Origin of the sequence: Mycobacterium colombiense, from assembly GCF_001672755.1 — a bacterium.
Lineage (GTDB): Bacteria > Actinomycetota > Actinomycetes > Mycobacteriales > Mycobacteriaceae > Mycobacterium > Mycobacterium colombiense_C.
Genome location: NZ_LZKI01000032.1, coordinates 24,331 through 46,326, shown reverse-complemented (window position 1 = coordinate 46,326; position 21,996 = coordinate 24,331). Strand labels below are relative to the sequence as shown.

The 21,996-nt window shown below is 69.0% G+C and carries 24 protein-coding genes; 5 read left to right on the top strand and 19 right to left on the bottom strand.

Annotated elements, in window-relative coordinates; all coding sequences use genetic code 11:
- Positions 1-1,103 (bottom strand): MMPL family transporter (locus A5708_RS03655; RefSeq protein WP_331250433.1); only part of this gene is annotated, 1,103 nt, incomplete at its 3' end.
- A gap of 145 nt (positions 1,104-1,248) precedes the next feature.
- On the opposite strand from A5708_RS03655, the gene fni reads away from it, so the two are divergent.
- Both fni and A5708_RS03645 read left to right on the top strand, forming a co-directional pair.
- Complete coding sequence (fni, locus tag A5708_RS03650; RefSeq protein WP_065027319.1) at positions 1,249-2,295, top strand: type 2 isopentenyl-diphosphate Delta-isomerase; 1,047 nt, start codon at positions 1,249-1,251, stop codon at positions 2,293-2,295.
- An 11-nt stretch (positions 2,296-2,306) separates the two neighbouring features.
- A complete protein-coding gene (locus A5708_RS03645; protein WP_065027318.1) occupies positions 2,307-3,557 on the top strand; it encodes a glycosyltransferase in 1,251 nt (416 codons plus the stop codon).
- Here A5708_RS03645 and A5708_RS03640 read toward each other — a convergent pair.
- The 13 genes from A5708_RS03640 to A5708_RS03580 form a co-directional block, all read right to left on the bottom strand.
- Complete coding sequence (locus tag A5708_RS03640) at positions 3,554-4,126, bottom strand: MarR family winged helix-turn-helix transcriptional regulator (protein WP_065027317.1); 573 nt, start codon at positions 4,124-4,126, stop codon at positions 3,554-3,556. The genes A5708_RS03645 and A5708_RS03640 overlap by 4 nt on opposite strands.
- 201 nt (positions 4,127-4,327) lie before the next feature.
- Positions 4,328-4,663: a DUF3140 domain-containing protein gene (locus A5708_RS03635; protein ID WP_065027316.1), complete on the bottom strand. Its 336-nt coding sequence runs from the start codon at positions 4,661-4,663 to the stop codon at positions 4,328-4,330.
- 31 nt (positions 4,664-4,694) lie between these two features.
- Complete coding sequence (locus tag A5708_RS03630; protein WP_064954532.1) at positions 4,695-4,910, bottom strand: DUF2945 domain-containing protein; 216 nt, start codon at positions 4,908-4,910, stop codon at positions 4,695-4,697.
- Complete coding sequence (locus A5708_RS03625; protein ID WP_065027315.1) at positions 4,907-5,344, bottom strand: hypothetical protein; 438 nt, start codon at positions 5,342-5,344, stop codon at positions 4,907-4,909. The genes A5708_RS03630 and A5708_RS03625 overlap by 4 nt, the downstream gene beginning before the upstream one ends.
- A gap of 313 nt (positions 5,345-5,657) precedes the next feature.
- Complete coding sequence (locus A5708_RS03620; RefSeq protein WP_065027314.1) at positions 5,658-6,047, bottom strand: DUF2784 domain-containing protein; 390 nt, start codon at positions 6,045-6,047, stop codon at positions 5,658-5,660.
- A 36-nt stretch (positions 6,048-6,083) separates the two neighbouring features.
- A complete protein-coding gene (locus tag A5708_RS03615) occupies positions 6,084-7,094 on the bottom strand; it encodes a DUF5914 domain-containing protein (protein WP_065027313.1) in 1,011 nt (336 codons plus the stop codon).
- On the bottom strand, positions 7,091-8,617 hold the full coding sequence (locus tag A5708_RS03610; protein WP_065027312.1) for a hydroxysqualene dehydroxylase: 1,527 nt from the start codon (positions 8,615-8,617) through the stop codon (positions 7,091-7,093). The genes A5708_RS03615 and A5708_RS03610 overlap by 4 nt, the downstream gene beginning before the upstream one ends.
- Positions 8,614-9,333: a class I SAM-dependent methyltransferase gene (locus A5708_RS03605; RefSeq protein ID WP_065027311.1), complete on the bottom strand. Its 720-nt coding sequence runs from the start codon at positions 9,331-9,333 to the stop codon at positions 8,614-8,616. Before A5708_RS03605 ends, A5708_RS03610 begins: the two co-directional genes overlap by 4 nt.
- Positions 9,320-9,631 (bottom strand): lycopene cyclase domain-containing protein, encoded by a 312-nt coding sequence (locus A5708_RS03600; RefSeq protein ID WP_065027310.1) that lies wholly within the window; start codon positions 9,629-9,631, stop codon positions 9,320-9,322. The genes A5708_RS03605 and A5708_RS03600 overlap by 14 nt, the downstream gene beginning before the upstream one ends.
- Positions 9,628-9,951: a lycopene cyclase domain-containing protein gene (locus A5708_RS03595; protein ID WP_065027309.1), complete on the bottom strand. Its 324-nt coding sequence runs from the start codon at positions 9,949-9,951 to the stop codon at positions 9,628-9,630. Before A5708_RS03595 ends, A5708_RS03600 begins: the two co-directional genes overlap by 4 nt.
- Positions 9,948-10,901, bottom strand: a complete 954-nt coding sequence (locus A5708_RS03590) for a phytoene/squalene synthase family protein (RefSeq protein ID WP_065027308.1) — start codon at positions 10,899-10,901, stop codon at positions 9,948-9,950. The genes A5708_RS03595 and A5708_RS03590 overlap by 4 nt, the downstream gene beginning before the upstream one ends.
- Positions 10,898-12,418 carry a phytoene desaturase family protein gene (gene crtI / locus A5708_RS03585; protein ID WP_065027307.1) on the bottom strand — a complete coding sequence of 507 codons (1,521 nt, stop codon included), beginning with the start codon at positions 12,416-12,418 and terminating at the stop codon, positions 10,898-10,900. The genes A5708_RS03590 and crtI overlap by 4 nt, the downstream gene beginning before the upstream one ends.
- Before the next feature lie 28 nt (positions 12,419-12,446).
- Positions 12,447-13,571, bottom strand: a complete 1,125-nt coding sequence (locus A5708_RS03580) for a polyprenyl synthetase family protein (RefSeq protein WP_065027306.1) — start codon at positions 13,569-13,571, stop codon at positions 12,447-12,449.
- A 312-nt stretch (positions 13,572-13,883) separates the two neighbouring features.
- On the opposite strand from A5708_RS03580, the gene A5708_RS03575 reads away from it, so the two are divergent.
- Positions 13,884-14,381, top strand: coding sequence for a MarR family winged helix-turn-helix transcriptional regulator (locus tag A5708_RS03575; protein ID WP_065027305.1), 498 nt, complete (start codon positions 13,884-13,886; stop codon positions 14,379-14,381).
- A gap of 24 nt (positions 14,382-14,405) precedes the next feature.
- Here A5708_RS03575 and A5708_RS03570 read toward each other — a convergent pair whose 3' ends face one another.
- Entirely contained in the window at positions 14,406-14,897 is a 492-nt protein-coding gene (locus tag A5708_RS03570) for an STAS domain-containing protein (RefSeq protein ID WP_081292802.1), read from the bottom strand.
- Positions 14,898-15,260: 363 nt separating this feature from the next.
- Here A5708_RS03570 and A5708_RS03565 point away from each other — a divergent pair, with 363 nt between their 5' ends.
- Together A5708_RS03565 and A5708_RS03560 are read left to right on the top strand one after the other, a co-directional pair.
- Positions 15,261-15,995: a hypothetical protein gene (locus A5708_RS03565; protein ID WP_065027304.1), complete on the top strand. Its 735-nt coding sequence runs from the start codon at positions 15,261-15,263 to the stop codon at positions 15,993-15,995.
- Between the two features lie 75 nt (positions 15,996-16,070).
- Positions 16,071-16,754 (top strand): phosphodiesterase, encoded by a 684-nt coding sequence (locus A5708_RS03560; RefSeq protein ID WP_065027303.1) that lies wholly within the window; start codon positions 16,071-16,073, stop codon positions 16,752-16,754.
- A gap of 12 nt (positions 16,755-16,766) precedes the next feature.
- Here the strand turns inward: A5708_RS03560 and A5708_RS03555 are convergent, their stop codons facing one another.
- The 4 genes from A5708_RS03555 to A5708_RS03540 are packed head-to-tail and all read right to left on the bottom strand — an operon-like array spanning position 16,767 to position 21,816.
- Positions 16,767-18,122, bottom strand: coding sequence for a TIGR01777 family oxidoreductase (locus tag A5708_RS03555; RefSeq protein WP_065027302.1), 1,356 nt, complete (start codon positions 18,120-18,122; stop codon positions 16,767-16,769).
- A 22-nt stretch (positions 18,123-18,144) separates the two neighbouring features.
- A complete protein-coding gene (locus A5708_RS03550; protein ID WP_065027301.1) occupies positions 18,145-19,389 on the bottom strand; it encodes a glycosyltransferase family 4 protein in 1,245 nt (414 codons plus the stop codon).
- Positions 19,390-19,402: 13 nt separating this feature from the next.
- Positions 19,403-20,995, bottom strand: a complete 1,593-nt coding sequence (locus A5708_RS03545; protein ID WP_065027300.1) for a glycoside hydrolase family 57 protein — start codon at positions 20,993-20,995, stop codon at positions 19,403-19,405.
- Positions 20,992-21,816, bottom strand: a complete 825-nt coding sequence (locus A5708_RS03540) for a class I SAM-dependent methyltransferase (protein WP_065027299.1) — start codon at positions 21,814-21,816, stop codon at positions 20,992-20,994. The genes A5708_RS03545 and A5708_RS03540 overlap by 4 nt, the downstream gene beginning before the upstream one ends.
- Between the last annotated feature and the right edge of the window lie 180 nt (positions 21,817-21,996).

The window sequence follows — 21,996 nt, the reverse complement described above, 5'->3', positions numbered from 1 at the left end:
GTGGTGCTGGCGCTGCTCACCCTGCTGTTCGCGTCCACCCCGAGTACCCGCAGCCTGGGCGCGCTGGCGGCGTGCGGCCTTGTGGTTGCCGCGATTTCGGTGCTGGTGATCCTGCCCCCGCTGCTGGCCGTCTGCGGCCGGAGATTGTTCTGGCCGTTCATCCCGCACGCCGCCAGCGCGCCCAGGCTGCGGGTACTCGGGGTGGACGCGAACAGCAGGGTGAGCAGCGCCAGCACCACGGTGGCGTTGCTGGCGACGATCGCCGGCCCCGCCCTGCGCACGGCATGGTGCAGCGCGGCGCGGTGCGCGGACTGGCGCCGCAGCTCCTGGCGATACCGGGAGATCAGCAACAGCGCGTAGTTGGTGCCGGCGCCGAAGACCAGCACGCTGGTGATCCCGGAGGTGGCACCGTCAAAGCTCAGCCCGGTCAGCGATGCCACCGACGTGCCCACCGCGGCGGCCACCCGATCGGCGAACCCGACCACGAGCAGCGGGACCAGCCACAGCACCGGGGAGCGGTAGGTGGCGATCAGCAGCAGCGCCACCACCGCCGTCGTCACCGCGAGCAGGGTGATGTTCGCGCCCGTGAAGGCGCTGGCGATGTCGGCGCCGAATGCCGGGCCGCCCGTCACGTGCACCTGCAGGTCTGAGGGCAGACCGCTGGCCGCGGCCGTGCGCAGGGTGGCGACGGCGTCGCCCAGGGCGAGGCCGGAGAGGCTGGCGCTGATCGGCACGACGCCGAGGACGGCCTTGGAATCCTTCGAGGGCAGCAGAGGGGCCGCCGCGATGGACCCGGGCTGTGCTGCCGCCTGCACCCGATCGCGTGCCGACTGGGCGGCGCCGACATCGGACGGGTTGAGGACCCGGCCGTCGCTGCGGCTGACCACCACGATCAGCGGGGATTTATCACCGCCGGGAAATTGCTTTGCCAGCGCGTCGACCTGCGCGGATTGCGCTGCAACCGGTACCGACTGCGGTGATTGGCCCGCCGCAGCGTTGCCTCCGACGAGAACCATGAATGCGACACCCAGCAGAGCCGCGACCAGCGCGAGCAGCCACGAACGCCGGCCCGTCACAGCGGCGGCCAGGGAATCCCACACCACGGTTACAACCCTTTCAGTTTGTTAAACATTAATCAACTGAAATGACGCATCGCCACGCGGCAGCGCCGGCGGTACGAAAGAGGGGGCACTATGGACATTATGAACGCCGGGCGGGGGCAGTGTCGGACGCGAGGGGGTAGCTGCGATGGCCGCTGACCGGGGGGAGATGACCGCCCGCAAGCGGCGCCACATCGACGTCTGCCTGAACGAGCCGGTCGGCTACGACGGCGTCACCACCGGGCTTGACCGCTACGCATTGCCGTACAACGCGCTGACTCAGACCAACCTGGGCGACATCGACCTGTCCACCGGCTTTTTCGGCGCCAACCTGCGGTCGCCGATACTCATCGGCGCGATGACCGGGGGCGCCGAGCTGTCCAGGACGATCAATCGCAATCTGGCGGCGGCCGCCCAGCAGCTGGGTCTGGGCATGATGCTCGGCTCGCAGCGCATCATGCTCGACAGTGCGCTGGGGGAGCGCGCCGCGGACAGCTTCACCGTGCGCGACGTCGCCCCGGATGTGTTGCTGTTCGGCAACATCGGCCTGGCGCAACTGACGAAGACCGCCGTGCCGGATCTGACCAAGGCCCTCGACCGGGTGGGCGCCGACGCGCTTGCCGTGCATACCAACCCACTTCAGGAAGCCATGCAGCACAACGGTGACACCGATTTCTCCGGGTCGCTGAGCAGGTTGCGCGAGGCGGCCGACAGCATCGGCTATCCGGTGTTGCTCAAGGAGGTGGGGCACGGGATCGGTGGCGCGGCGGCCGCGGAACTCGTTGGGGGACAGGGCGAATTGCCGGTTGCCGGCATCGACGTCGCGGGCGCCGGTGGCACATCATGGTCGCGGGTCGAGCAGTTCGTGCGGTACGGCGAACTGCGCTATCCGCACCTGGCCGATTGGGGCGTCCCCACCGCCCGCGCCATCGTGGAAGTGCGTGAGGTGCTGCCGGCGATCCCGTTGGTGGCATCCGGCGGAATCCGCACCGGCATGGATGCGGCCAAGGCGATCGCACTGGGCGCCGATGTGGTGGCGGTGGCGCGCCCGCTGCTGCCCGCCGCGATCGAATCGACTGCGGCCGTGGTTGATTGGTTGCAGCCGTTCATCGACGAGCTCAGGGTCTGCCTGCACGGCTGTGGCGCCGCCAAGCTGGCGGACCTGCGTGATGTCGACCTCATCGGCGTGACCTAGGCCCGCGCGACGTGGCTGTCATCTTGGCGTACGGTTCGCCGGCCCTGGGGCATCTGCTGCCGACCGGAGCCCTGCTTGCCGAGCTGGTCCAGCGCGGCCATGACGTTCACCTGCGCACCATGTCGGCCGGCGTCTCGGCGATGCGATCGGTGGGCGTGCACGCCGAGCCGGTCGACCCGGACATCGAGGCGATCGCCGGCAACGACTGGCAGGCGCGAAACGCTTTGGGAGTGCTCAGGTTATCGATCGACGTGCTGTGCCGCCGGGCGGTGCTGGAGGTCGGCGATTTTCGGCGGTCGGTGGACGCGATCCGACCGGATGCGGTCATCGTGGACGCGAATTGCTGGGGCGCATTGTCGGCCGCGGACGCCGGCGACATTCCGTGGCTGCTCTTCTCGCCGTTCACCCCGTACCTGCGCTCCCGCGGCGTGCCGCCGTTCGGTCCCGGGATGCGTCCGCTGCCGGGCATCGCCGGCGACATCCGGGACGCCGGGGTGCGGCCCGTCGTCAGACACGTGTTCGACCGACCAATGTTGCCCCGCATCAACGTGATTCGTGCCGAGCTGGGCGCTCCTCCGGTGACATCGGTGGACGGCTTCATGCGGCGCGCGCCCCTGGTGCTGGCCGTGGGTGGCGAGCCGTTCGAGTACCCGCATCCCGGATGGGCCGGTCTGGTGCACCACATCGGCGCGTGCGTGTTCGAGCCCACACCGACTCCCACACCGGAGTGGATCGACGCCATCGATCGCCCAATGGTGCTGGTGAACACGTCCTCGCTGCGGCAGGCCGACGAGGCCCTGGGGCGAATCGCCTTGCACGCGCTGGCCGACGAGGATGTCCATGTGGTGGCGACGTTCCCGGCCGGTGTGCCCGCCGATCTGCCGCGGCCGGCGAACGCGACCGTATGCCGGTTCGTGCCGCACGCGGCCATCCTCGCCAAGGCCAGCTGCGCCATCACGCACGGCGGCATGGGCACGACGCTGAAGGCCCTCGATCGCGGCGTGCCGGTCTGCGTCGTGCCGTTCGCCCGCGACCAGGCCGAGGTGGCGCGGCGGGTCGAGGTTGCGCGCTGCGGCACCCGCCTGGCCGCGAAGAAGCTCACCGCGGCGCGGCTGCGGACCAAGGTGCGCGAGGCGATGACGATGGCCGCCGGTGCGCACCGGGTGGCGGCGGGATTCGCGGCGACGGGGGGTGTGGCACGCGGTGCCGACCTGATCGAGCAGCGGCTACTGGGCTGCGCCGCCGAGTGGCCGGTTCACTAGACGCCGCGTTTTGCCGGGCTGCGGCGGCCTTTGGCCGTCGCACGTTTCGGTTCGGGCGCGGGCGCTGTGGGACTTGGTGCGACAAGTCGGGATTCGAAGCTCGCCATCGCCTCGATCATTGACGTGAACACCCGGTGCGCGGCCGCCAGGTCGCGATCGGGTAGGTCGGCCAGCGCGGTATGTAGTTCGGCGCCAAGGGGAGTGAAAAACGACCTGGCCAGGGCCATCCCCGGCTTCTCGTAGCGGAGCAGGGTCTTGCGGCGGTCCTGAGGATCGGGCTCGCGCCGGAGGTGGCCGGCGTCGATCATGCGATCGACGAGATAGGTGATAGCGGCCGGTGACACGTCCATGCGCCGTCGCAGCTGTGCCGCGGTCAACGGTTCTCCGGCGGTTTCGGCGACCATGATGTGCAGCAACGCATGGAAGTCGGTGCCGCTGACGTCGTTCTGGCGGGCGAAGTGACGGCCGATGCGGTCGGACTGCGCAGTGATCGCGCGCATGTCGGCCGACATCAATTTCTCGAGTTCGGCCCGGTCTAGTCGCCGGTCAGCGGCGGCGCGCTTGGTCACTTACCCGCATCCTTCTTGCAAGATACGCCGGCCAGCGTATCGGCGACCGCTGATCGTGGCCGGCGAAACGTTCGGGCGTTTCTCCTTTGTAGCCCATTGCGGGGCCAACATTGAGAGCAAACACGCCCCGCAGCGTTCCCGGTGCGATCGGTGGCCATCAGCCTACGGCACCCGCGGCGGCTGAGCCGCGGCCGGCGGGCGCTATCGGGACTTAGCGGGGTCGTGGCCCCAGTTCATCAACGAGTATCGCCATGGGCTGGCGTCGATCTTGCCGTCCGGACGTTGCGCCAGGTGGCGTTTGGCGTAGCCGACCACCTTTCGCATGTGCGCGTAGTCGGCGTCGGTGAGGTCGGCACGTTTGGCCTTGAGTATCTCGACGATGTGCCGGCCACTGGCGTGGCCGGTGGACTCGTCACCGTCCTGCTTTTGGCCGACGCTCTTGGATTCCTCGGTGTCGAGCCACTTTTCCAGCTCGCGTGCGGTCATGTTGACGGTGTCCTGGAATCGATCCCAAATGGCTTGCTGGTCGTCGGTCATGGTCGGTCCTCGCGCATCGGCGTCACGCACATCACTTTGCGCGACGCAGAGCATCCGGCTTGTGCACGGCGTCCGCGCCAGTCTTGTCGCTGCGCACCTTGTACTGCGGCTCGTCCTTGGACGCCCGCACCGTGCGTCCGGCGGCTTCGGTATCGGAGGTGATTTTGCCTTCGACCGTGCCCCGGACCGTGGTGCCGTGGCTTTGCCACTCTACCTTGTCGCCCTTGTTGAATTCGTTGTCGCTCATCGGGAGTCACCTTTCGAGGATTGATCACTGGGAGACGCGGTGTGGGCGGGGTTGCCGGCGGTGCGGCGGCGCTGTTTCAGTGCCATCTCGTGTACGTGGCGGCGGCCGTTGGTGAGTCGGCTCCGCACCAGCTGCTCAATCTCGTTGAAGCAGCGGTAGTAGCCGTCGTCATACTCCTCGACGACCTGAAAGCTCCACCGGTCCGGCAGGACATTGCGTCCGATCAGCTCGCTACTGATGTGTCGCGCCAGGTCGGCCTGGCCGATGGCGTTCAACCGCGCCACCGCCTCGTCGAGCTGCAGGTCGGCGCGACCGGTGAGCTGATGAAAGGAATACAGATGCCCACGAGCGCGCTCGATGGTTTCCAGCGCCTCGGTCACTCGCCCCACCGCCTGCGCAACGGCGTCGACGTCGCTATCCACCCCATCGCTCATCGCATTCCTCCCCGCGTTGGCCTATGGCATTCCCGCCGCGAGGGTGACCGAATCGTCGGCTTCGGCTATTCATGAACTGAAAGGTTTTGGTGCGAGTCGTGTGCGGCGCTGCCAGGCGGTTTGAACGAGTGCGTCCCGGGTATCAGGATTGACGATGACTGTCATCGAGACTTCCCGGCGTCTGGGACGCGCGGAGCGCAAAGTGCTGCGCCTGCAACGACGTTTGTGGTTCGCGCAGCTGGCCATGTGGCCCACCGTGATCGCCCTGGCGGTGGTGCTCGTGGGTGGTGTCCTGTGGGTGTTGCGGCGGAGGTCAACCGGTGGTCGGCACGCCGCGGCTCCCGGGGCCAATGCCCCGGCGGGCGAACACACCCCATGACATCACGGCGGCGGTGAACGCGAGCGCCTGTGCGGCGCCGACGCGGCCGGGCGGCACGAGATATCCGGTGACGTAACGGTCGATGAAACCGGACGCGGGCAGCGGATCCATCTCCGCGCGACGGCGCGCCCACGATTCCACCGACGTCAGCGGGCAGCGCAGCCTGAGCGCCACGACCGCGACGCCCCAGGCCACCGCCGGCACGTGCAGCACGATGGTCCTGGGCCAGCGCAACGCGAGGAAACCGCCGCTCGGCACGTACAGCAGGTACGCCAGGTGAGCGCCGGCGGTCACCGCGACGACAGCGACGTAGGGCTTGCGCACGGTTGAATTCTTCCACGCGCGGCGCCCGGCGCCGGGCTACCCGAGTCCGGCGCGGACCTGGTAGCGGCGTTCGGCGTAGGCGAGGTCGTCGCGCCAGAGCTTGGCGGCCGCATAGCGCATGAATGGTGTGATCAGCGGCGCCACCCGGGAGGCGTGCGCGAAGCCGGGCCGGTCCGAATGCGCGATGGTGGCTTCCAGGACCGCGGTGCGGGGCCGGCCGTCGGGTCCGGAACCCATTGGTGTTGCGTGTGTTTCGACGATGCTGCCGGTTCCCTCGCCGTCCACGATGCGCATGACGATGGTGCGCGCCTCCGGGCAGCTGAATTCAGCGACGACGGGCACCCCCAGGCGTCCCATCCGGAATGTCACCGCCACCAGGAATCGGTCGACCTGTTCGGTGGGCGTCGTGAGTACGTCGAGCCGGGTGAACGAGTAGGGGTGGAACCACGCGCCGTGCCAGGGATCGAGCCGGTTGGCGATGATGTCGCTCGCCTCGCACACACCCTCCATCCGGGCGACCGCGCTCAGGGTGTCGCCGGTCGGGCGTTGCGGAAGCACGGGCCGGTCCAGCGGTTCCTCCTTGCCCACGACGTCGAGCCGCACCCACGCGAGCACCCCGTCGTCGTGACTGGGCAGCGGGCTCCAGCCGAATTCGCGAGCCTGTCCGTCGAGGGTCAGCCCGTGCCAGCGGCAAATCAGCGTGCCGCGGTGCACGGTGCCGGTCGCGAGGTCGGCGCCCAAGTGGGGACACGTGCGCGGCCCCACGCACAGCCGGCCCCGTTCGTCGCGCCAGGCGACGACCTCGACACCGGCGACGCGCGCGCCGACGGGCCGCCCGACGGGCACCCGGTCGCTGGCCGCGAACGCGTACCAGTTGCCGGTGGGCTTGCGCTGTGAGCGTCGCAGCGCTCCCTCGATGATGGCGGGCTGCGCGTCGCGATACGTCGGGCGCTGATCGGCCCATGACGCGCGCGGGATCACTTGCAGCGGCCAGCCTTTGGTCCGGGCAACGGACAGGCGCTGCTGAAGTTGTGCGCGAATCCTCATGATCGGGAAGCTCTTTCGCGGGCGGCAAGCCATCGCAGTAGTGGTGACCGGCCTTGGGTGGGTACCGTGGCCAACGGGTGTCCGGCTAGTCCCCATCGTTGCAGGAGTTGGTTGGCGGCGCACCAGCCGGTGGTGGCGGCTCGCTCCATGAGCGCCACCGGCAGGTCGATGCGGATGGCGTCGCCGGCCAACAGCAATCCCGGTGTGGGCGTGATGATCGGGGGGCGGTGGGGATAGGAGCCGGGCGAGAACAGCGGGCAGTCGTTGCGATGCAACATCTTCTCGTGGACGATCTGTGCCGCGGCGGTTTCGGGATACACCTTGTGCAGCTGTCGTAGCGCGGCGGCGCGCGACGGCACGGAATTTAATGCGTACGAGTGTAATTCGACGATCGAACCGTGATGCGCGGCGGCCCAGTTGCGCGCCTCGCATTCGTAGCGCTCCAGCACGCTGATGTTGTCGAGCGGTTCGTGGCCGGCGGTGCCCAGGAACGCCGGCCGGTGCGCCGCGACCGGGCGGTCGAGCCACAACCGGTGTACGGCGAACGGCGGCGCGGTGCGCAGCCGCGCTATCTGGGTGCGCCAGTCGTCGGTGCCCAGGTCACCGGACGCCGCAACGATCCGCTGCAAACCCGCGATGTCGGTGGCCAATACGACGGCGTCGACGTCGCAGTGGTCATCGGAATCGGTATGCACCCGGAAGGTCTTCGCCGGCCCCGTGTCGACGCGCAGGACCTTGGTGGCGAGCCGGAATCGCACGCCCCGCCCTTCGAGGTAGCCGCGCAACGGCTGCCACAGCGCGCTGTCGTAGTTCGCCGACGGCACGTCGAAGATCAGGCCTTCGGATGACCCCAGGAAGTAGATGTGAAACATGGTCGCCAACTCGGCCGCGGAAAGGTTGGTGGGGTCGGCGAAGAAGCTGCGGGAGAACACCTCGAAGGCGAGATGCCTTGCCGCCGCCGGGAATCGGATGTCCTCGAGGAACGTCGCGGCGTCGGTGCGGTCGAGCCGCTGGTAGGTGCCGGGCACGGATACGGCGGCCAGCGGTGCGGCCGCGCGGGCGTCGATGCGGGTGAAGTCACGAAGCCGGAACGTGGGACTGCGCGCCGCGAAGACCACGGCGTTCCACGGTGGGGTGCGCGGCAAGCCGCGGAAGCTGTCGCGCCGGCCCGCCCCGTCGATCAGCGGGTAATCCTCGACCGGGGTGAGCATCCGCAATTGCGGGTCGATCCGGCCCAGCAGGGCGCGCAGGTTGTAGTACTGCCGGAAGAAGGCGTGGAAGCCGCGGTTCATCGCGAGCTCGACATCGCCGTCCCGCTCGGTCCACCCGCCCACCCGGCCGCCGAGGTAGTGCTCGCTTTCGATGATCTGCACGGCGACGCCGCGCTCGGCCAGCCCGGTGGCGGCGCTCAGCCCGGCGATCCCGCCGCCGACGACGGCCACTCGCGGGCGGCAATGCAGGGCGGTCGCGTCCGGCAATCCCGTTGGCGCGGCGAAGGTTCGGCGACGTCGGTCGGCGCTCATCGCGGCGCATCCGCCAGGAAGGTGTGCACGATGTTGGCTTCCCAGCCGGGCATCGTCTCGCTGTGTACCGCGGTGAAGCCGGCGTCGGCGAGCCGAGCGCGAAATCGCGCGGCGCCGTCGAACGCCAGCACGCTGCGCCACAGGTAGCGGTACAGCCCGGTGTCGCGGGTGCGCCACCATCCGGCGGGGATGATGATGCCCCAGCAGACGGCGTGCCAGATGCGGGTGGCGGCGGGGGAGTCGCGCACCGAGTATTCGTGCACCGCCAGCGTTCCGCCCGGCCGCAACAGCTCGCGGAACCTGCGCAGCTGTGCGTCGCGGTCGACGACGTTGCGGATCAGATAGGCGGCCAGGATGCCGTCGAACGGTCCGGTGATCCCGTGCTCGGCGAGCTGCTCGACCGGGGTGTGGACGAAGCGCACCGAGGCGGGCCAGTCCTTCGCGCGCGCCGCGTCGAGCATGCCCCGTGACGCGTCGACGGCGATGATGTCGGCCTCGGGCGCGACGGCGAGCAGCGCGGCCGTCGACGCACCCGTGCCGCATCCTGCGTCGAGCAACCGTAACCCCTTGCCGCGGTTTGGAATCCGCATCCGTCGGGCCGACAGACAGAGCTGCGCGTGGTAGCCGGGGCTGGCGCCGACCAGGCGATCGTAGGCCGGCGCACCCGCGTCGAACGCGGCCGCCAACTCGCCGGGACCCGCATCATCGACGCGCACGTTGCCGCTCCCACAGCAGCAGCACCGCGGTGACCAACGCGAAGCCGAACAGAAAATCTTCGACCGGGATGTCGAACGGGAAACGCACGCCACTCAGCTGTTTGTCGTCATAGCTGACGATGGGGGAGCTGAGTTTGGTCAGCCAGCCGTCCACCGGGATCTGGAACCCGAGCACGATCAGCATCGACAGCCAGTACGCCGGCCGCCGGAAGAGCCCGGTCCGCAGCACCCCCAATTCCAGTGTGCAGACCAGCAATACCGCCAGCGCGGCCGGCAGGGTGTAGCCGAGGCCCGTCATCGGCGATGCACCTTCGCCAGGATGGTGGTCACGGCGTTGTAGGTCAGTAACGCGCACACCGGGATGACGAGGAAGAACAGCACTTCTTCGATCGGCACCCGGAACGGGATGCTCAGGCCGCACAGATAGGTGCGGTCGTAGGTCCACACGTGCGCGGCCACCGCGATCTCGTCCCAGACCAAAAAGACCGCGGCCACCGGCGCGACCGCCTTGATGACCCGCCGCCACTGCCGGTAGACGCCGGGGCCGAAGATTTCCAGCGGCGCGGTGATCACCAGGCATGCGGCGAGCACCGCCAGGTATTGCCACCGATCGCTCATGCGGCCCCCGATTGACGAACGCCCCGCGCGCTGTTCCGCGCTCGCCACGACCGTAGCAGGCCCGCGCCGGCGACCCGAAGCCGTCGCGCCGTGCCGACGGTGGCCCGGTGATCGAACACCGCGAAGTCGCTTCTTTCGATGCAGTCCAGGATTTCTGAATACAGTGCCGCCGCGGTCGCCACGCAGGGTCGCGATCGGGCGGCCAGTGTGGCGATCCCTTGGGAGGCGAATCGGTAGGTCTGCCGGGCGATTTCATGCTGGGCAATCAGCGCACGGCGTACCCGCGGATCGGTGCGGTGGTGCGCGTGGCACCAGAGCAACATCTCTCGGTCGACGCCCTCGGCGGCCAGTTCGTCTGCCGGCAGATACACCCGGCCGCGTTGCAGGTCCTCGTCGACATCACGCAGGAAATTGGTCAGCTGAAACGCCCGGCCCAGTGCCGCGGCGTACGGCGCGGCCTCCTGCACCGGCGTCACCGTGCCCAGTATCGGAAGCACTTGCAAACCAATGGCTTCCGCGGAACCCCGCATGTAGTGGTTGAGGGCGTTGCGGTCGGGATAGTCGGTGACGGTGAGGTCCATCCGCATCGAGGTCAGGAAGTCCTCGAACAGATCCGCGCTGATGCGGTAGCGCCGCACGGTGTCGGTGACCGCGGCGACCAGCGGATCGTCCAGGTGGGCTCCGTCGGAGAAGAAGCGCTCCGAGAGCTGCTGCAGCCGCCGGGCGCGGGCGTCGGCGCCGACCCGCGGGTCGAGGTCGTCGAGGATGTCGTCGGCGTAACGGGCGAAGCCGTACAGCGCGTGCACGGGCGGCCGCTGGTCGGGCGCGAGCAGCCGGGTGGCCAGAAAGAACGTGCGGCCATGCGCGGCATTGAGTTCGCGGCATCGCCGGTATCCGTCGCGCAACCGTGGATCGTCGATTCCGGCCGCGGTCAACTCGCCGCGCATCACGGCAGCCCCGCTTTCACGTCGATGTGCGCGGAAGATCGCGTGGCGATGCCGGTGATGCGGTCGGCGGCGAGCCGTCCGGAGATCAGCGTGGTCGGCACGCCGACGCCGGGCACCGTGGAGGATCCGGCGAGCACCGCGTTGTCGATGCCGCGCACCATGTTGCCCGGCCGGAAGGGGCCCGTCTGACCGAACGTGTGGGCGAGCGCGAACGGACTGCCCGCCGCCATGCCCTGCCGCGCCCAGTCGGCCGGTGTGACGACATCCAAAACCGTTGCGTCGTGCGGCAAACCGGGCAGCAATCGGTCGGCGACGTGAGCGATCATGTCCTCCACGTAGGCGTCGCCGGTAGCGGCCCAATCGATGGTGCGCCGCTCCAGGTTCGGCGCCGGCGCGAGCACGTAGAGCAGGTCGCGTCCTTCAGGGGCCAGGGTCGGGTCGCTGGCCGTCGGCCGGGTGACCAACAGGGATGGGTCCCGCATCAGCTGCCCGTTGTCGACGATGTCGGTGAAGGTCTGATCCCATGCCTCGCCGAACAGGATGGTGTGGTGGGCCGTCACGGATGCGACGGCGGGACAACCCAAGTGCGCGACGACGGCCGAGGGTGAGGGCCGCAGCCGCACCGCGCGACGCGGGGTGCGGCCCAGCAGGGCATAGGTCTGCGGCAGCTCGGTGGTCAGCACAACCGCGTCGCAGGCGATGCGCCCGGCCTGCTCGGTCACCACCGCGCTGATCCGGCCGCCGGTTCGTTCGAGCGCGGTAACGGTTGCGCCGTAACAGAATCGGACGCCGGCGCCGACGGCGGCCGCGGCCAGTGCGTCGGGCAGCGCGCGCACGCCCCCGCGCGGAAACACCACACCCGAGATGGTGTCCATGTAGGCGATCACCGCGTACACCGCCAGCGCGTCGCGCGGCGCCACGCCGGCGTACAGCGACTGGAAGGTGAAGATCCGCCGCAGCCGTGGGTCGCTGATGTACCGCTTGACCATCCGGTCCCACTTGCGGAAGCCGCCGATCGCCGTCAGCTGCGCCAACTGCGGGGTGAGCAGCGACAACGGGGAATCGAAGTTCGCGGCGATGAAGCCGTCGAATTCGGTGCGGTACAACCGCGTCAACCACTTCCGGAGCCGCCGGTAGCCCGCTGCCTGCCCGAAGCCAGCGAACTCTGCGACGGCGTCGGCCATCCGGTCCTCGTCACTGTGCACGTCCAGCGCACTGCCGTCGGCGAACACGGCGCGGTAGGCCGGGTCGACCGTCATCAGCTCCATGCGGTCGCGCAGTCGCTCGCCCACGGCCGCGAACGTCTCGTCGATGATGTCCGGCATGGTGAGCACCGTCGGCCCGGTGTCGATCCGGTAGCCGTCGATGTCGAGACGACCGGCCCGCCCGCCCGGCCACGGCTCGCGCTCCACCACCGTCACCGCGCGCCCACGGCCGGCAAGGTGCAGCGCCGCGGAAAGTCCGGCCAGCCCGGCGCCGACCACCACCACGTGATCTCCGCGCCCCTCGATGGTCCGCATGATCAACAGGCTCCCCGGTCGGTGCTACTCATTCGGCGCGATCCGTACAGACGGCCGCCATTTCGGCGAGCGCGGTGCGAACGGGCTCGTCGATCGGCAGGTCGCTGAGGTGGTCGCGCGCTGAAGCGACGCGGTCGCCGATCATCTCCTCGATCAGCTGCACCGCTCCCGTCTCGACGATCAGCGCTTTCCACCGGTCGAGCGCGTTGTCGTCGAGGGTTTCACGATCCGCGAGCTCTCTGAGTTCACGCCGGGTCGGCGCATCGGCCAGCTGGTGGGCGGCCACCACGACGCTGGTCGCCTTGCGCTCCAGCAGATCGCCGGCGCTTGGCTTGCCCGTCACCGCCGGCGAGCCGAAAACCCCGAGCACGTCGTCGCGTAGCTGGAATGCCTCACCGACGGCGGCGCCATAGCGACCCAGTTGGGACAGCGTCCGATCGTCGCACTCGCCCATGGCCGCGCCGATTTCCAGCGGACGGCGCACCGTGTAGTTCCCCGACTTGCGCCGCGCCACGTCGAGCACGGCTTCCAGCCCGGGCATCTGACGCGCATCATTGGTCAGGTCGGCGAATTGCCCGACGGCGAGCTCGGTGCGCATGGCGTCATAGCGTGGCCACGCGCGTTGCAGACGCCGGGGTTCGACGCCGCTGTCGCGCAGCATCTGTTCGGCCCAGATGAGGCAAAGGTCGCCCAGCAGAATGGCGGCGGATTCACCGAACCGTCGCGACGAGCCACACAACCCGTGCTCGCGATGCCATTGGCCGAATTGCCGATGCGCCGACGGGCGGCCGCGCCGCTGGTCGGAACCGTCCATGACGTCGTCCTGCAGCAATGCGAAGGCGTGCACCAACTCGAAACTCGCTGCGGCCCGCAGGGCCGCGTCATCGGGCGGCGCGCCGCACAGCCAGCCCAGGTACACGAACGTCGACCGCAGGCATTTGCCGCCGGAGACGAACTGAACCAAGATGTCGCCGGCGGCGTCGATGCGCGCGTCGTCCAGCTCGCCGATACGTCTCGCGACGATGAAATCGGCGACATCGCCCAGCACCATGCGCCGTACGTTTGATCGCCACGCTTCGAAATCGTCGGCGCTCAGCCAACCGATCGCCAGTCGCGGCGACGTCGTGGCCGGTGAAAACGACAAAGCTCCCATAGTGCCCAAGCGCTCCCTCCCGGACGGCTTGGCATGCTCAGCCTGTCCGGCCCGAACACCCGCGTCATACCCGCCGATGGGGCGGGCAAAACCACAGCGCTGACCGTCAGACGCACCCTTGCCTCGACCGGTACCACATACCACCTTGTTCAATAAATTAAACATTAATTTAATGAACTTCACCGGTCTGCGCCAGCCGAGGAGGACCTGTTGTCGTGGTAGCCGCCGGCGCCGGCGCGGCGCTTGCCACTAGCGCGATGAAACATTAAGTAACTGAAATGCCACCCCGATCGGGGATATGCTCGCAGCGTTATGAACGCCGATGCGCAGCGCTACGGCCGTGATGAGCTGGAGTCGCTGATCTCGGCCGATCTGCGGGAGCTGTCAACCGAGTCCGATCAGATCGGCCGGTTGTTCGCGCTGATACATAGCTTGCGGCCCAACGATTTTCGCGCTCTGCTCTACATCATGGTGGCTGAAATCGGCGGCCGCCCGATGACGTCCAGCGACCTCAGCCAGCGGATGGGCCTGTCGGGTTCGGCGATCACCTACCTGGTGGACCGGTTGATCGACGCCGGCCATATCCGCCGCGACAACCACCCGGCCGACCGCCGAAAAGTCGTGTTGCGCAACGATGAATCCGGGCTGGCCACAGCCCGGTCGTTCTTCAGTCCGCTGAATGCGCATACCCGCGTCGCGCTCGCCGGCCTACCCGACGCGGACCTGACCGCTGCGCACCGCGTTTTCGCCGCACTGATCGACGCGCTGCGGTGCTATCAGGACGAATTGGGGGAAGCGCCGAAATCCTGACCACCGCACCGGGTTAGCCGAATATCACGACGCAGCGCTGTGTGTGGTTGGGGCCTGGGCCGGTCGTGGCCGGGCCAAATTGGAGAGGAACTGACGTCGCGCTCGCAGGATGTCGTCCAGGTTCTGGAACGCCTCGGGCACCGAACCGGCAATCGGCAGGCCGTTGTGATGCACGATCCGCAACAGGGGGCGAACCGCCGCGCCGCCGACCACGCAGCAGCACACCCGCGCCTTGCGTAACTCGTCGTTGAGGGACAGCAGCGCACGGAATCCCTCCACGCTGACGAAGTGCAGATGACTGAGGTCAAGGACCAGGGGAGTCTTGAGGCGGGCGAAGTTTCGGATCGCGTGAGTGAGGTCCTTCGCGTTCGAGGCGTCGATCTCGCCGTCGACGCGCAGGACCGTGCCGAGATTGCGCGCATAGACGAACAGGTGTGCTCTGTCGAAGCGAGCCGTGTACCGGCACCGGGTGGGGTCATGTGGGTCCGCGGAATTTGCGGAGCGAATAGCAGCCATGAGAGCGCCTATCGGATGGTGGTGAGAAGGGAGTGAACGGTGTTCTGCACACCGCTCCCGTCAAAGACGCAGCTGTGAACTCAACCTGTCGGCAGCCTACCGCCGAGGTGAGCACCCAGATACCGAAATGCCGAAACGCCCCAGGTCGTGCCGAGATCACGGCGCGAGCGCGACCAGCGATTTCCGACACAGTTCGGTGGGTGTGGATCCGCGAGGTCTTCGTTTTCCGGCCTTCGGCAACCAATGCCTGTTCGCTTGTCGGCCGGTCCGAAGGTGGTTTGGCCCCAGCGGACACGGGTATACGCGTGTTCAACAACGAAACGCGGTGAACCCCCTGATGGACGTGAGGGGTGATGCGTCCCAATGGAAGAGCTCGGACGCCGGTGGTGCCGGCTGGCGATCGCATCCGCAGTCACGGCGATGGTCGTTACCGCACCGGGCCAGGCCGTCGCCGACCCGGGCGCCAAAGTATTTCCCGGAATGGAGATCCGCCAAGGCAATACCGTCTGCATGGTGGGCCTGGTCGAGCCGCGGCTGCGGGTCGCGCTGACCAGCGGCCAATGCGATGGCGGCCAGTCGGTGGTGACCGACCGTGACCGCCATCCGATCGGCAACGTGGTCCTCGGCCGCCGGCAGGTCGACGCGGACTCCACCGCGGACACCTCGATGCTGCCGGTGGAATACGAGGTCATTGCGATCGCGCCGGAGGTGACGCCCACCGATGTGCTGCCGACGGGGCGCCATCTGGGCTCCGCGCCCGGAACGCACGCCCAGACCGGGATGCCCGTGTGCCAGCTGCGCAGCGAAACCGGCCAACGATGCGGTTCGGTCAGCTCGGTGGGCAACGGCCGCTTCGCCATCACCGACATGGCCCCCGACAGCCGGGACTTCGGCGGTCCGGTGTACACGCTGGCCGACGCCAACAATGCCGTGATCGTCGGACTGGTCGAGGGCACGTGGCGATCCTCGCCCCAGATCGAGTCGTGGCAGGCCGTCATGGCACAGGTCTACATCGACAGCCACACCTACAGCCCGCAGCAGCCCCCTCCCACACTGCGAATGATCGGCTGGCGCACAAGCGGTTCTGCGTCGCCGTAATTTCCACGCAGCGCCGCGGCGCGACGATGTCGCACGCCCTGGTTTCCCCTCGCCCAGAATGGGAATCCGCCGCCGGTGAACGTTTTGGAACTTGTGGCATTGCCCTTTCAGTGGGGCTCCCCGATCCGGGGCAAACGGTTCTTCCATCCGACCGGGGTCCTGGCGGGGGGCTACATCGAACGCGTTGCCCCTGCGGCACGGGGCCTGCCGATCGCATCCTCGGAAATTGTTGCGCGCGTGTCGAAGGCCACCGGTACGCCGGGGGCGCTGCCCGACTTCGTCGGGCTGGCCTTCCGGCTGCCCACCCCCCAGCCGGCGGACAAGCCGTGGGACATCCTGCTTGTCTCGTCCGGGTCCGGGGTGCTGTCCCGCGCACTGGCACTACGGCCGGCCACCTCGTGGAACGGCCAGACCCTGACCACCCTGATGCCGTTGCACTACCAGGGCAACAATTGGTGGCTGCGGGCCCGGACCTCGAGCGAAATCGGCGGCCCGGGGTTGTCCGTGGACATTGTCCGGTCGAAGCTCGAGCGCAGCAACATCGAGGTAAAACTCGACCAAGCCTGCGGCAGCGGTGATTTCACACCCCTGGCCCGCATCACGCTGACCACCGTCCTGGATCCCGAACGGGACCACGACGTGTCGTTCGACCCGGTGCTCAACACGGCGCCCGGCCTGAGCTTGCACCCCCGGTGGCTGGCCGATCTGCGCGCCCGCGCCTATCAGCACAGCCGCGACGGCAGAGATGCCGAAGAGTAGCCCTGACATCCGTCAGCCGGTGCGCCCCAACAGGTGGCGCAGCGCCGCGTCGAGGCCCGGCTGACGGAATCGGTGTCCGGCGGCGGCGAGCGCAGCGGGGGCCACGCGCTGGCTCGCGCACGCGAGTTCGCGGGCGCCCTGTTCGCCCAGCAGTAGCCGCGGGCCCAGCGCCGGCACCGGCAGCACGGCCGGCCGGTGCAACACCCGCGCCAGGACGGCGGTGTATTCGCCGTTGCGAACCGGTTGCGGTGCAACGGCATTCACCGGCCCGGAGAGTGTGGCATCCCACAGCGCACGGTGATAGATGTCCACCAGATCATCGATCCCGATCCAGGACAGCCATTGTCGCCCGTCGCCGAGCCGACCGCCCAGTCCGGCGCTGAACAGTGGGCGCATCAACTTCAGCGTGCCGCCGGCCGGCGATTGCACGATGCCGGTGCGCACCTGCACCACGCGCACCCCGGCCTGCTGGGCGGGCGTAGTCGCCTGCTCCCAGTCGGTCACAACGTCGGCCAGGAATCCGTCGCCGCGGTCGCTGTCCTCGGTCAGGGTGTCGTCGCCGCGGTCGTATCCGTAGTAGCCGATCGCCGACGCCGAGATCAGCACCGCCGGCCGGGCGCCGCCGCGGCCCACCAGTTCGGCCAGCCGCCGAGTGGGTCCAATCCTGCTGTCCCGGACGGCCTGCCGGTGTTCATCGGTGAACCGGCCGGCGATCGATGCTCCCGCCAGATGGATCACCGCGTCGACCCCGTCGAACAGATCCGGGTCGGGATCGGCTGTGTTCCAGTGTCGCTCGTCGTCACCGCGTGGCGCGTGCCGGACCAGCTGGATCACCCGATGGCCACCGGTGCGCAGGAAGGCGGTCAGGGCCGAACCGACCAGACCCGAGGATCCGGTGACGGCGATCGTCAAGGGCCGCAACCCGTTCGCGGCGGCCAGCCGGTGTGCGGCCAGATCATCGGCCAGCTGCCGGTGCCGGTAGTCGAACATCGGCCGTAACAGCGCCCCGGGTACCGGGGTGTCGACCCGGTCGATCACCCTGGTGCGGCTGCCGCCGAGGTCCTCGAATTCGTGGGTATGCTTCCACCGCATGGCAATTCGGGTCGGCAGCGTGGCCAGGCCGTCGCCGCCGATGGCGTCGACGAAACGCCGTGGCGGGTCATAGCCGTCGGGCTGATGGACGGCGACCCAGCGCAGGCCCCCGGGCAGCGCCAGCGTGGCCCGCCCGTCCTTCAGCGAGGCGGCCTCCGTGACCAGCCGCATCGGCTGCCACGGCGGTGAGAGCCGGGTGAACGCGCCCGGCCGGGCATGCCAATCGAAAACGTCGGTGATGGGAGCGTCCACGACGCTCGAATAGTCCAGCCCCATCCCTGAAACGTTAGGGAGAGTGCTACCGATCCGGCAAGGCGTGTTCGACGATGGGCAGCCGGGCCTGCGGCTGCCGCACGCCACGCTTGGCCGACAGGTACACCTGCGCGGTCTTGTCGGCCACCGTGTGCCAATCGAAATCGGAGGTGAGTCGCTCGCGGGCGGCGTGGGCACGCTGCTGCGCGGCCTGCGGGTCGTCGAGCACGGTGCGCACCGCCGCGGCCAGCCGGGTCACGTCGCGCGGCGGGCACGATACCCCGGTCTGGCCGTTGATCACCGCCTCGCCCAGGCCGCCGATGTCCGAGGTCACCAGGGGGGTGCCGGCCGCGGCCGCCTCCAGCGCGACGATCCCGAACGGTTCGTAGTGGCTGGGCAGCACCGCGGCGTCGGCGCGATGCAGGACGGCCAGCAGCTCGGCGTGTTCGAGGTGTCCGACGAACCGGATTGCCTTGAGCACCCGGTGTTTACGGGCCTGCTCGATGAGCCAGCCCTGCTGGGTGCCCTCGCCGGCGATGGTCAGTGTGGTGCCGGGGTGGCTGCGCCTGATCCGCGGCAGCGCGGCGATGACGTCGTGCACACCCTTCTCGTATTCCAGCCGGCCCAGGTAGAGCAGCTCGGCCGGCCCGGTGCGCGGCCGGCGCGCCGCGAACGGCCACCGCGCCGTCTCGATACCGTTGCAGATCACCGTGATCTCGGCCAGGCCGGGACCGAACAGTTCGGTGATCTCGTCGGCCATCGACGCCGAACACGTGATCAGCGAGTCGGATTCGCGCACCAGCCAGGATTCGACCGCGTGCACCTGGCGGCTGATCGCGCCGCTGACCCAGCCGGAGTGCCGACCGGCCTCGGTGGCGTGGATCGTGGAAACCATTGGGGCATCGTAGAATTGGGCGAGGGCGATCGCCGGGTGGGCCACCAGCCAGTCGTGGGCGTGCACGACGTCGGGCCGCCACGCGCGATTGGTGCCCGGCTTGGTCAGGGGCAGCCCGGCGCGAATCATGGAGTGGCCCATGGCGAGCGTCCACGCCATCATGTCCGTGCCGAAGGTGAATTCGTGCGGATCCTGCGCGGCCGCGATCACCCGGACGCCCTCGCTGATGTGGTCGGACGACGGATGGCTGCGGGGATCGGTTCCGGTGGGTCGGCGCGACAGGACGACGACGTCGTGACCGGCGGCGGCCAGCGCGGTCGACAGATAATGCACGTGCCGGCCGAGCCCGCCGATCACCACCGGCGGGTATTCCCACGACACCATCAGGATTTTCACGCCGCGGCCCGCCTCATCGGGGCAACCTGCGGGCATCGAGGGCGCCGAAGAGTCCGTCGGCCCGGTTCCATCCCTCCGCCAGCCGCTGCGCGGTGTCGCGCCGGCCCGACGCCAGCGCGTCGGCGATCTCGCGGGTGGCGTGCGCATGCAGGTGGGCGCGGTAGCGGGCGTAGTCGGCGGCCGAATCCTTGCTCACCATGAACGGCCAGTCGCTGGACACGGTGAGCAGCGTTTCGCGCAGGATCTGATCGGCGACGTGGTCGCGGGGGATGGGCCCGTCCAGCGACGAGGTCTGGGACAGCGCCTTGTCGACGGTGCTCAGCGCCATGTCGACGACTTCGCTGTTCAGCGCGACCAGATCGGCGACCTGGTCGCCCGCCCACACCTGCCAGTCCTTGCCCGAACCCCACGAGCTGGGCGGCAGGGCCACCGGGTTGCCGACGAAGCCGTCGGCAATGGCGTCGTTCAGCGTGCCCGCCCGCACGCCGGCCTCGGGCAGGGCGCGCAGCACCCGCTCCAGCCACGTCGGTCCCTCGTACCACCAGTGACCGAAGAGCTCGGTGTCGAAGGCGGCGACCACGTGGGCGGGTCGCCCGATGCGCTCGGACTCCGCGAGCAGGCGGTTGCGGACCACGTCGACGAAGTCGGCGACGTGGGCGTCGACCGCGTGATCGGCGCGCTCGGGGTCATACGGCGCCTTGTCCTCCGAGGGCACGTTGCGGCCCGTCACCCGGGCCGGCTTGAGCCCGGTGAGGTGGTCATAGGTGTGGAAGTCGCGATACGCGGCATGCCCGGGGTAGCCGGACTTCGGCGACCACACCCGGTAGCTGACCTGCAGATCCCGCCCGAACGCCACCACATCGGTGTCGCCGACCGGCCGGCCCAGCGCGGTGTCGCCGTGCAGGGACGGGCCGTCGACCATGAAATGGGTGACGCCGGCGGCCGAATAGTCGTGTTCCATGCCGGGCGCGTAGGCGCATTCGGGCGCCCAGATCCCGCCTGGCCCTCGCCCCTTGCGCACCCCCAGGCGATGCGCGGCGTCGGCCAGGCCCTCGCGCAGCGCGAACTCGCGCAGCCGCGGCGCCAGCAGCGGTTGAAAGGGGTGGGCCAGCGGGCCGCCGAGCAGCTCCACCGTGCCGGCGTCCAGCAGGCTGCGCAGCAGCGGGCTGCCGCCGTGGCGCCACAGGGTGGCGAAGTCGTCCAGCGCCTGCTGCGCCTCGGCGGACTCACGAATCCCCAAGGCGCGCAATGCTTCCGGCGTGCATGACGGGTAGCCGGCCGACTTCGAGCGGGGCGCGGACCGCACGCTGGTGGCCTCCAGGCCGCGCAACCGCCAGTTGGCCAGCCAGTGATGCATGCCGTCCAGGCAGTAGGGGTCGTCGAGCTGGGCGTTCACCACCGGCGTGACGCCCAGCGTGAGCACGCCGCGGCGGTCCTCGCCGGCCAGCGTGTGCAGCACACGCATCAGCGGCAGGTACGCCGCCGCCCAGGATTGATACAGCCATTCCTCGCCGACCGGCCAGCGGCCGTGGTGGGCCAGCCAGGGCAGGTGGGTGTGCAAAACCAGGGTGAAGAGGCCGGGGACCCGGTTCTGCGGCGTGTTCACGGCGCTACCGCGATCGCGATCAGGTCGAGGCTGTCGTCGATGTGCCGGCCGGTGTCCGCACCCACGCTGGCTTCCACAAGGTCGAAGTCCCCGGTGGTGACCGCGGCCACGTCGGCCGTCAGCTCGGGCGGCCACGGAGCGTCGGCCACCGCCCGCGCGATCTGCGCATCGATGATCGAGCCGCCGTGCCGGGCATCCATTTCGCGAAGCCGCGGGCCGTGGAACAGGCCGCTGACCGAAACATCGGTAAAGCCGCCGTCGATGAGCAGCCGGGTCAGCTCGGCGGCGTTGAGTTCCCGGGTGTGGAAGGGGTTGATCGGGGTGTCGCGGCCCGGCGAGAAGGTGATCCGGTTGGGCGTCGACATCAGCAAAAGACCTGACGGACGCAGCACCCGGGCGCACTCGACCACGAACTGTGTTTGGTCCCACAGGTGTTCGATCACCTGGAAGTTCACCACAATGTCCACCGACGCATCAGGCAGCGGCAGCTGCGCGAGGTTGGCCTGCATGACGTCGACCCGCGGATAGCGGCTGCGGACATGGGCCACCGCGGCCTCGTCGTAATCCACCGCGATGACCCGGCGGGCGACACCGGCGATCAGGTCCGCGCCGTAGCCCTCGCCGCAGCCGGCCTCGAGCACGTCGGCGTCCACGCAGCGCTCGGCGAGCCGCTGGTAGACGACCTCGTGGCGGCGGAACCAGTAGTTCTCGATGTCCAGACCCGGGATGGTGCGCTCGCCCGTCAACGTCATCACCGCGTCACCCGCCGATGCGGTGTCGGCGGGGGTGTGCTGCGGGACGTCAGGGACCAGTGCGCTCATTGCATAGGCAGGCTAACGCGAAGTGTCGGATTCGCGAACCGGGGAAGCGAGGCCCCGCTTCTCAAGCGGCGGACGGGCTGCAAGAACGTGCACTACGACCAGCTATGGTGTGAAGGCATACCGCACAAAGTTACCGGGTAGTAACACGGCTGTGCGTTGCGAAAAACGCGTACCGAGGTC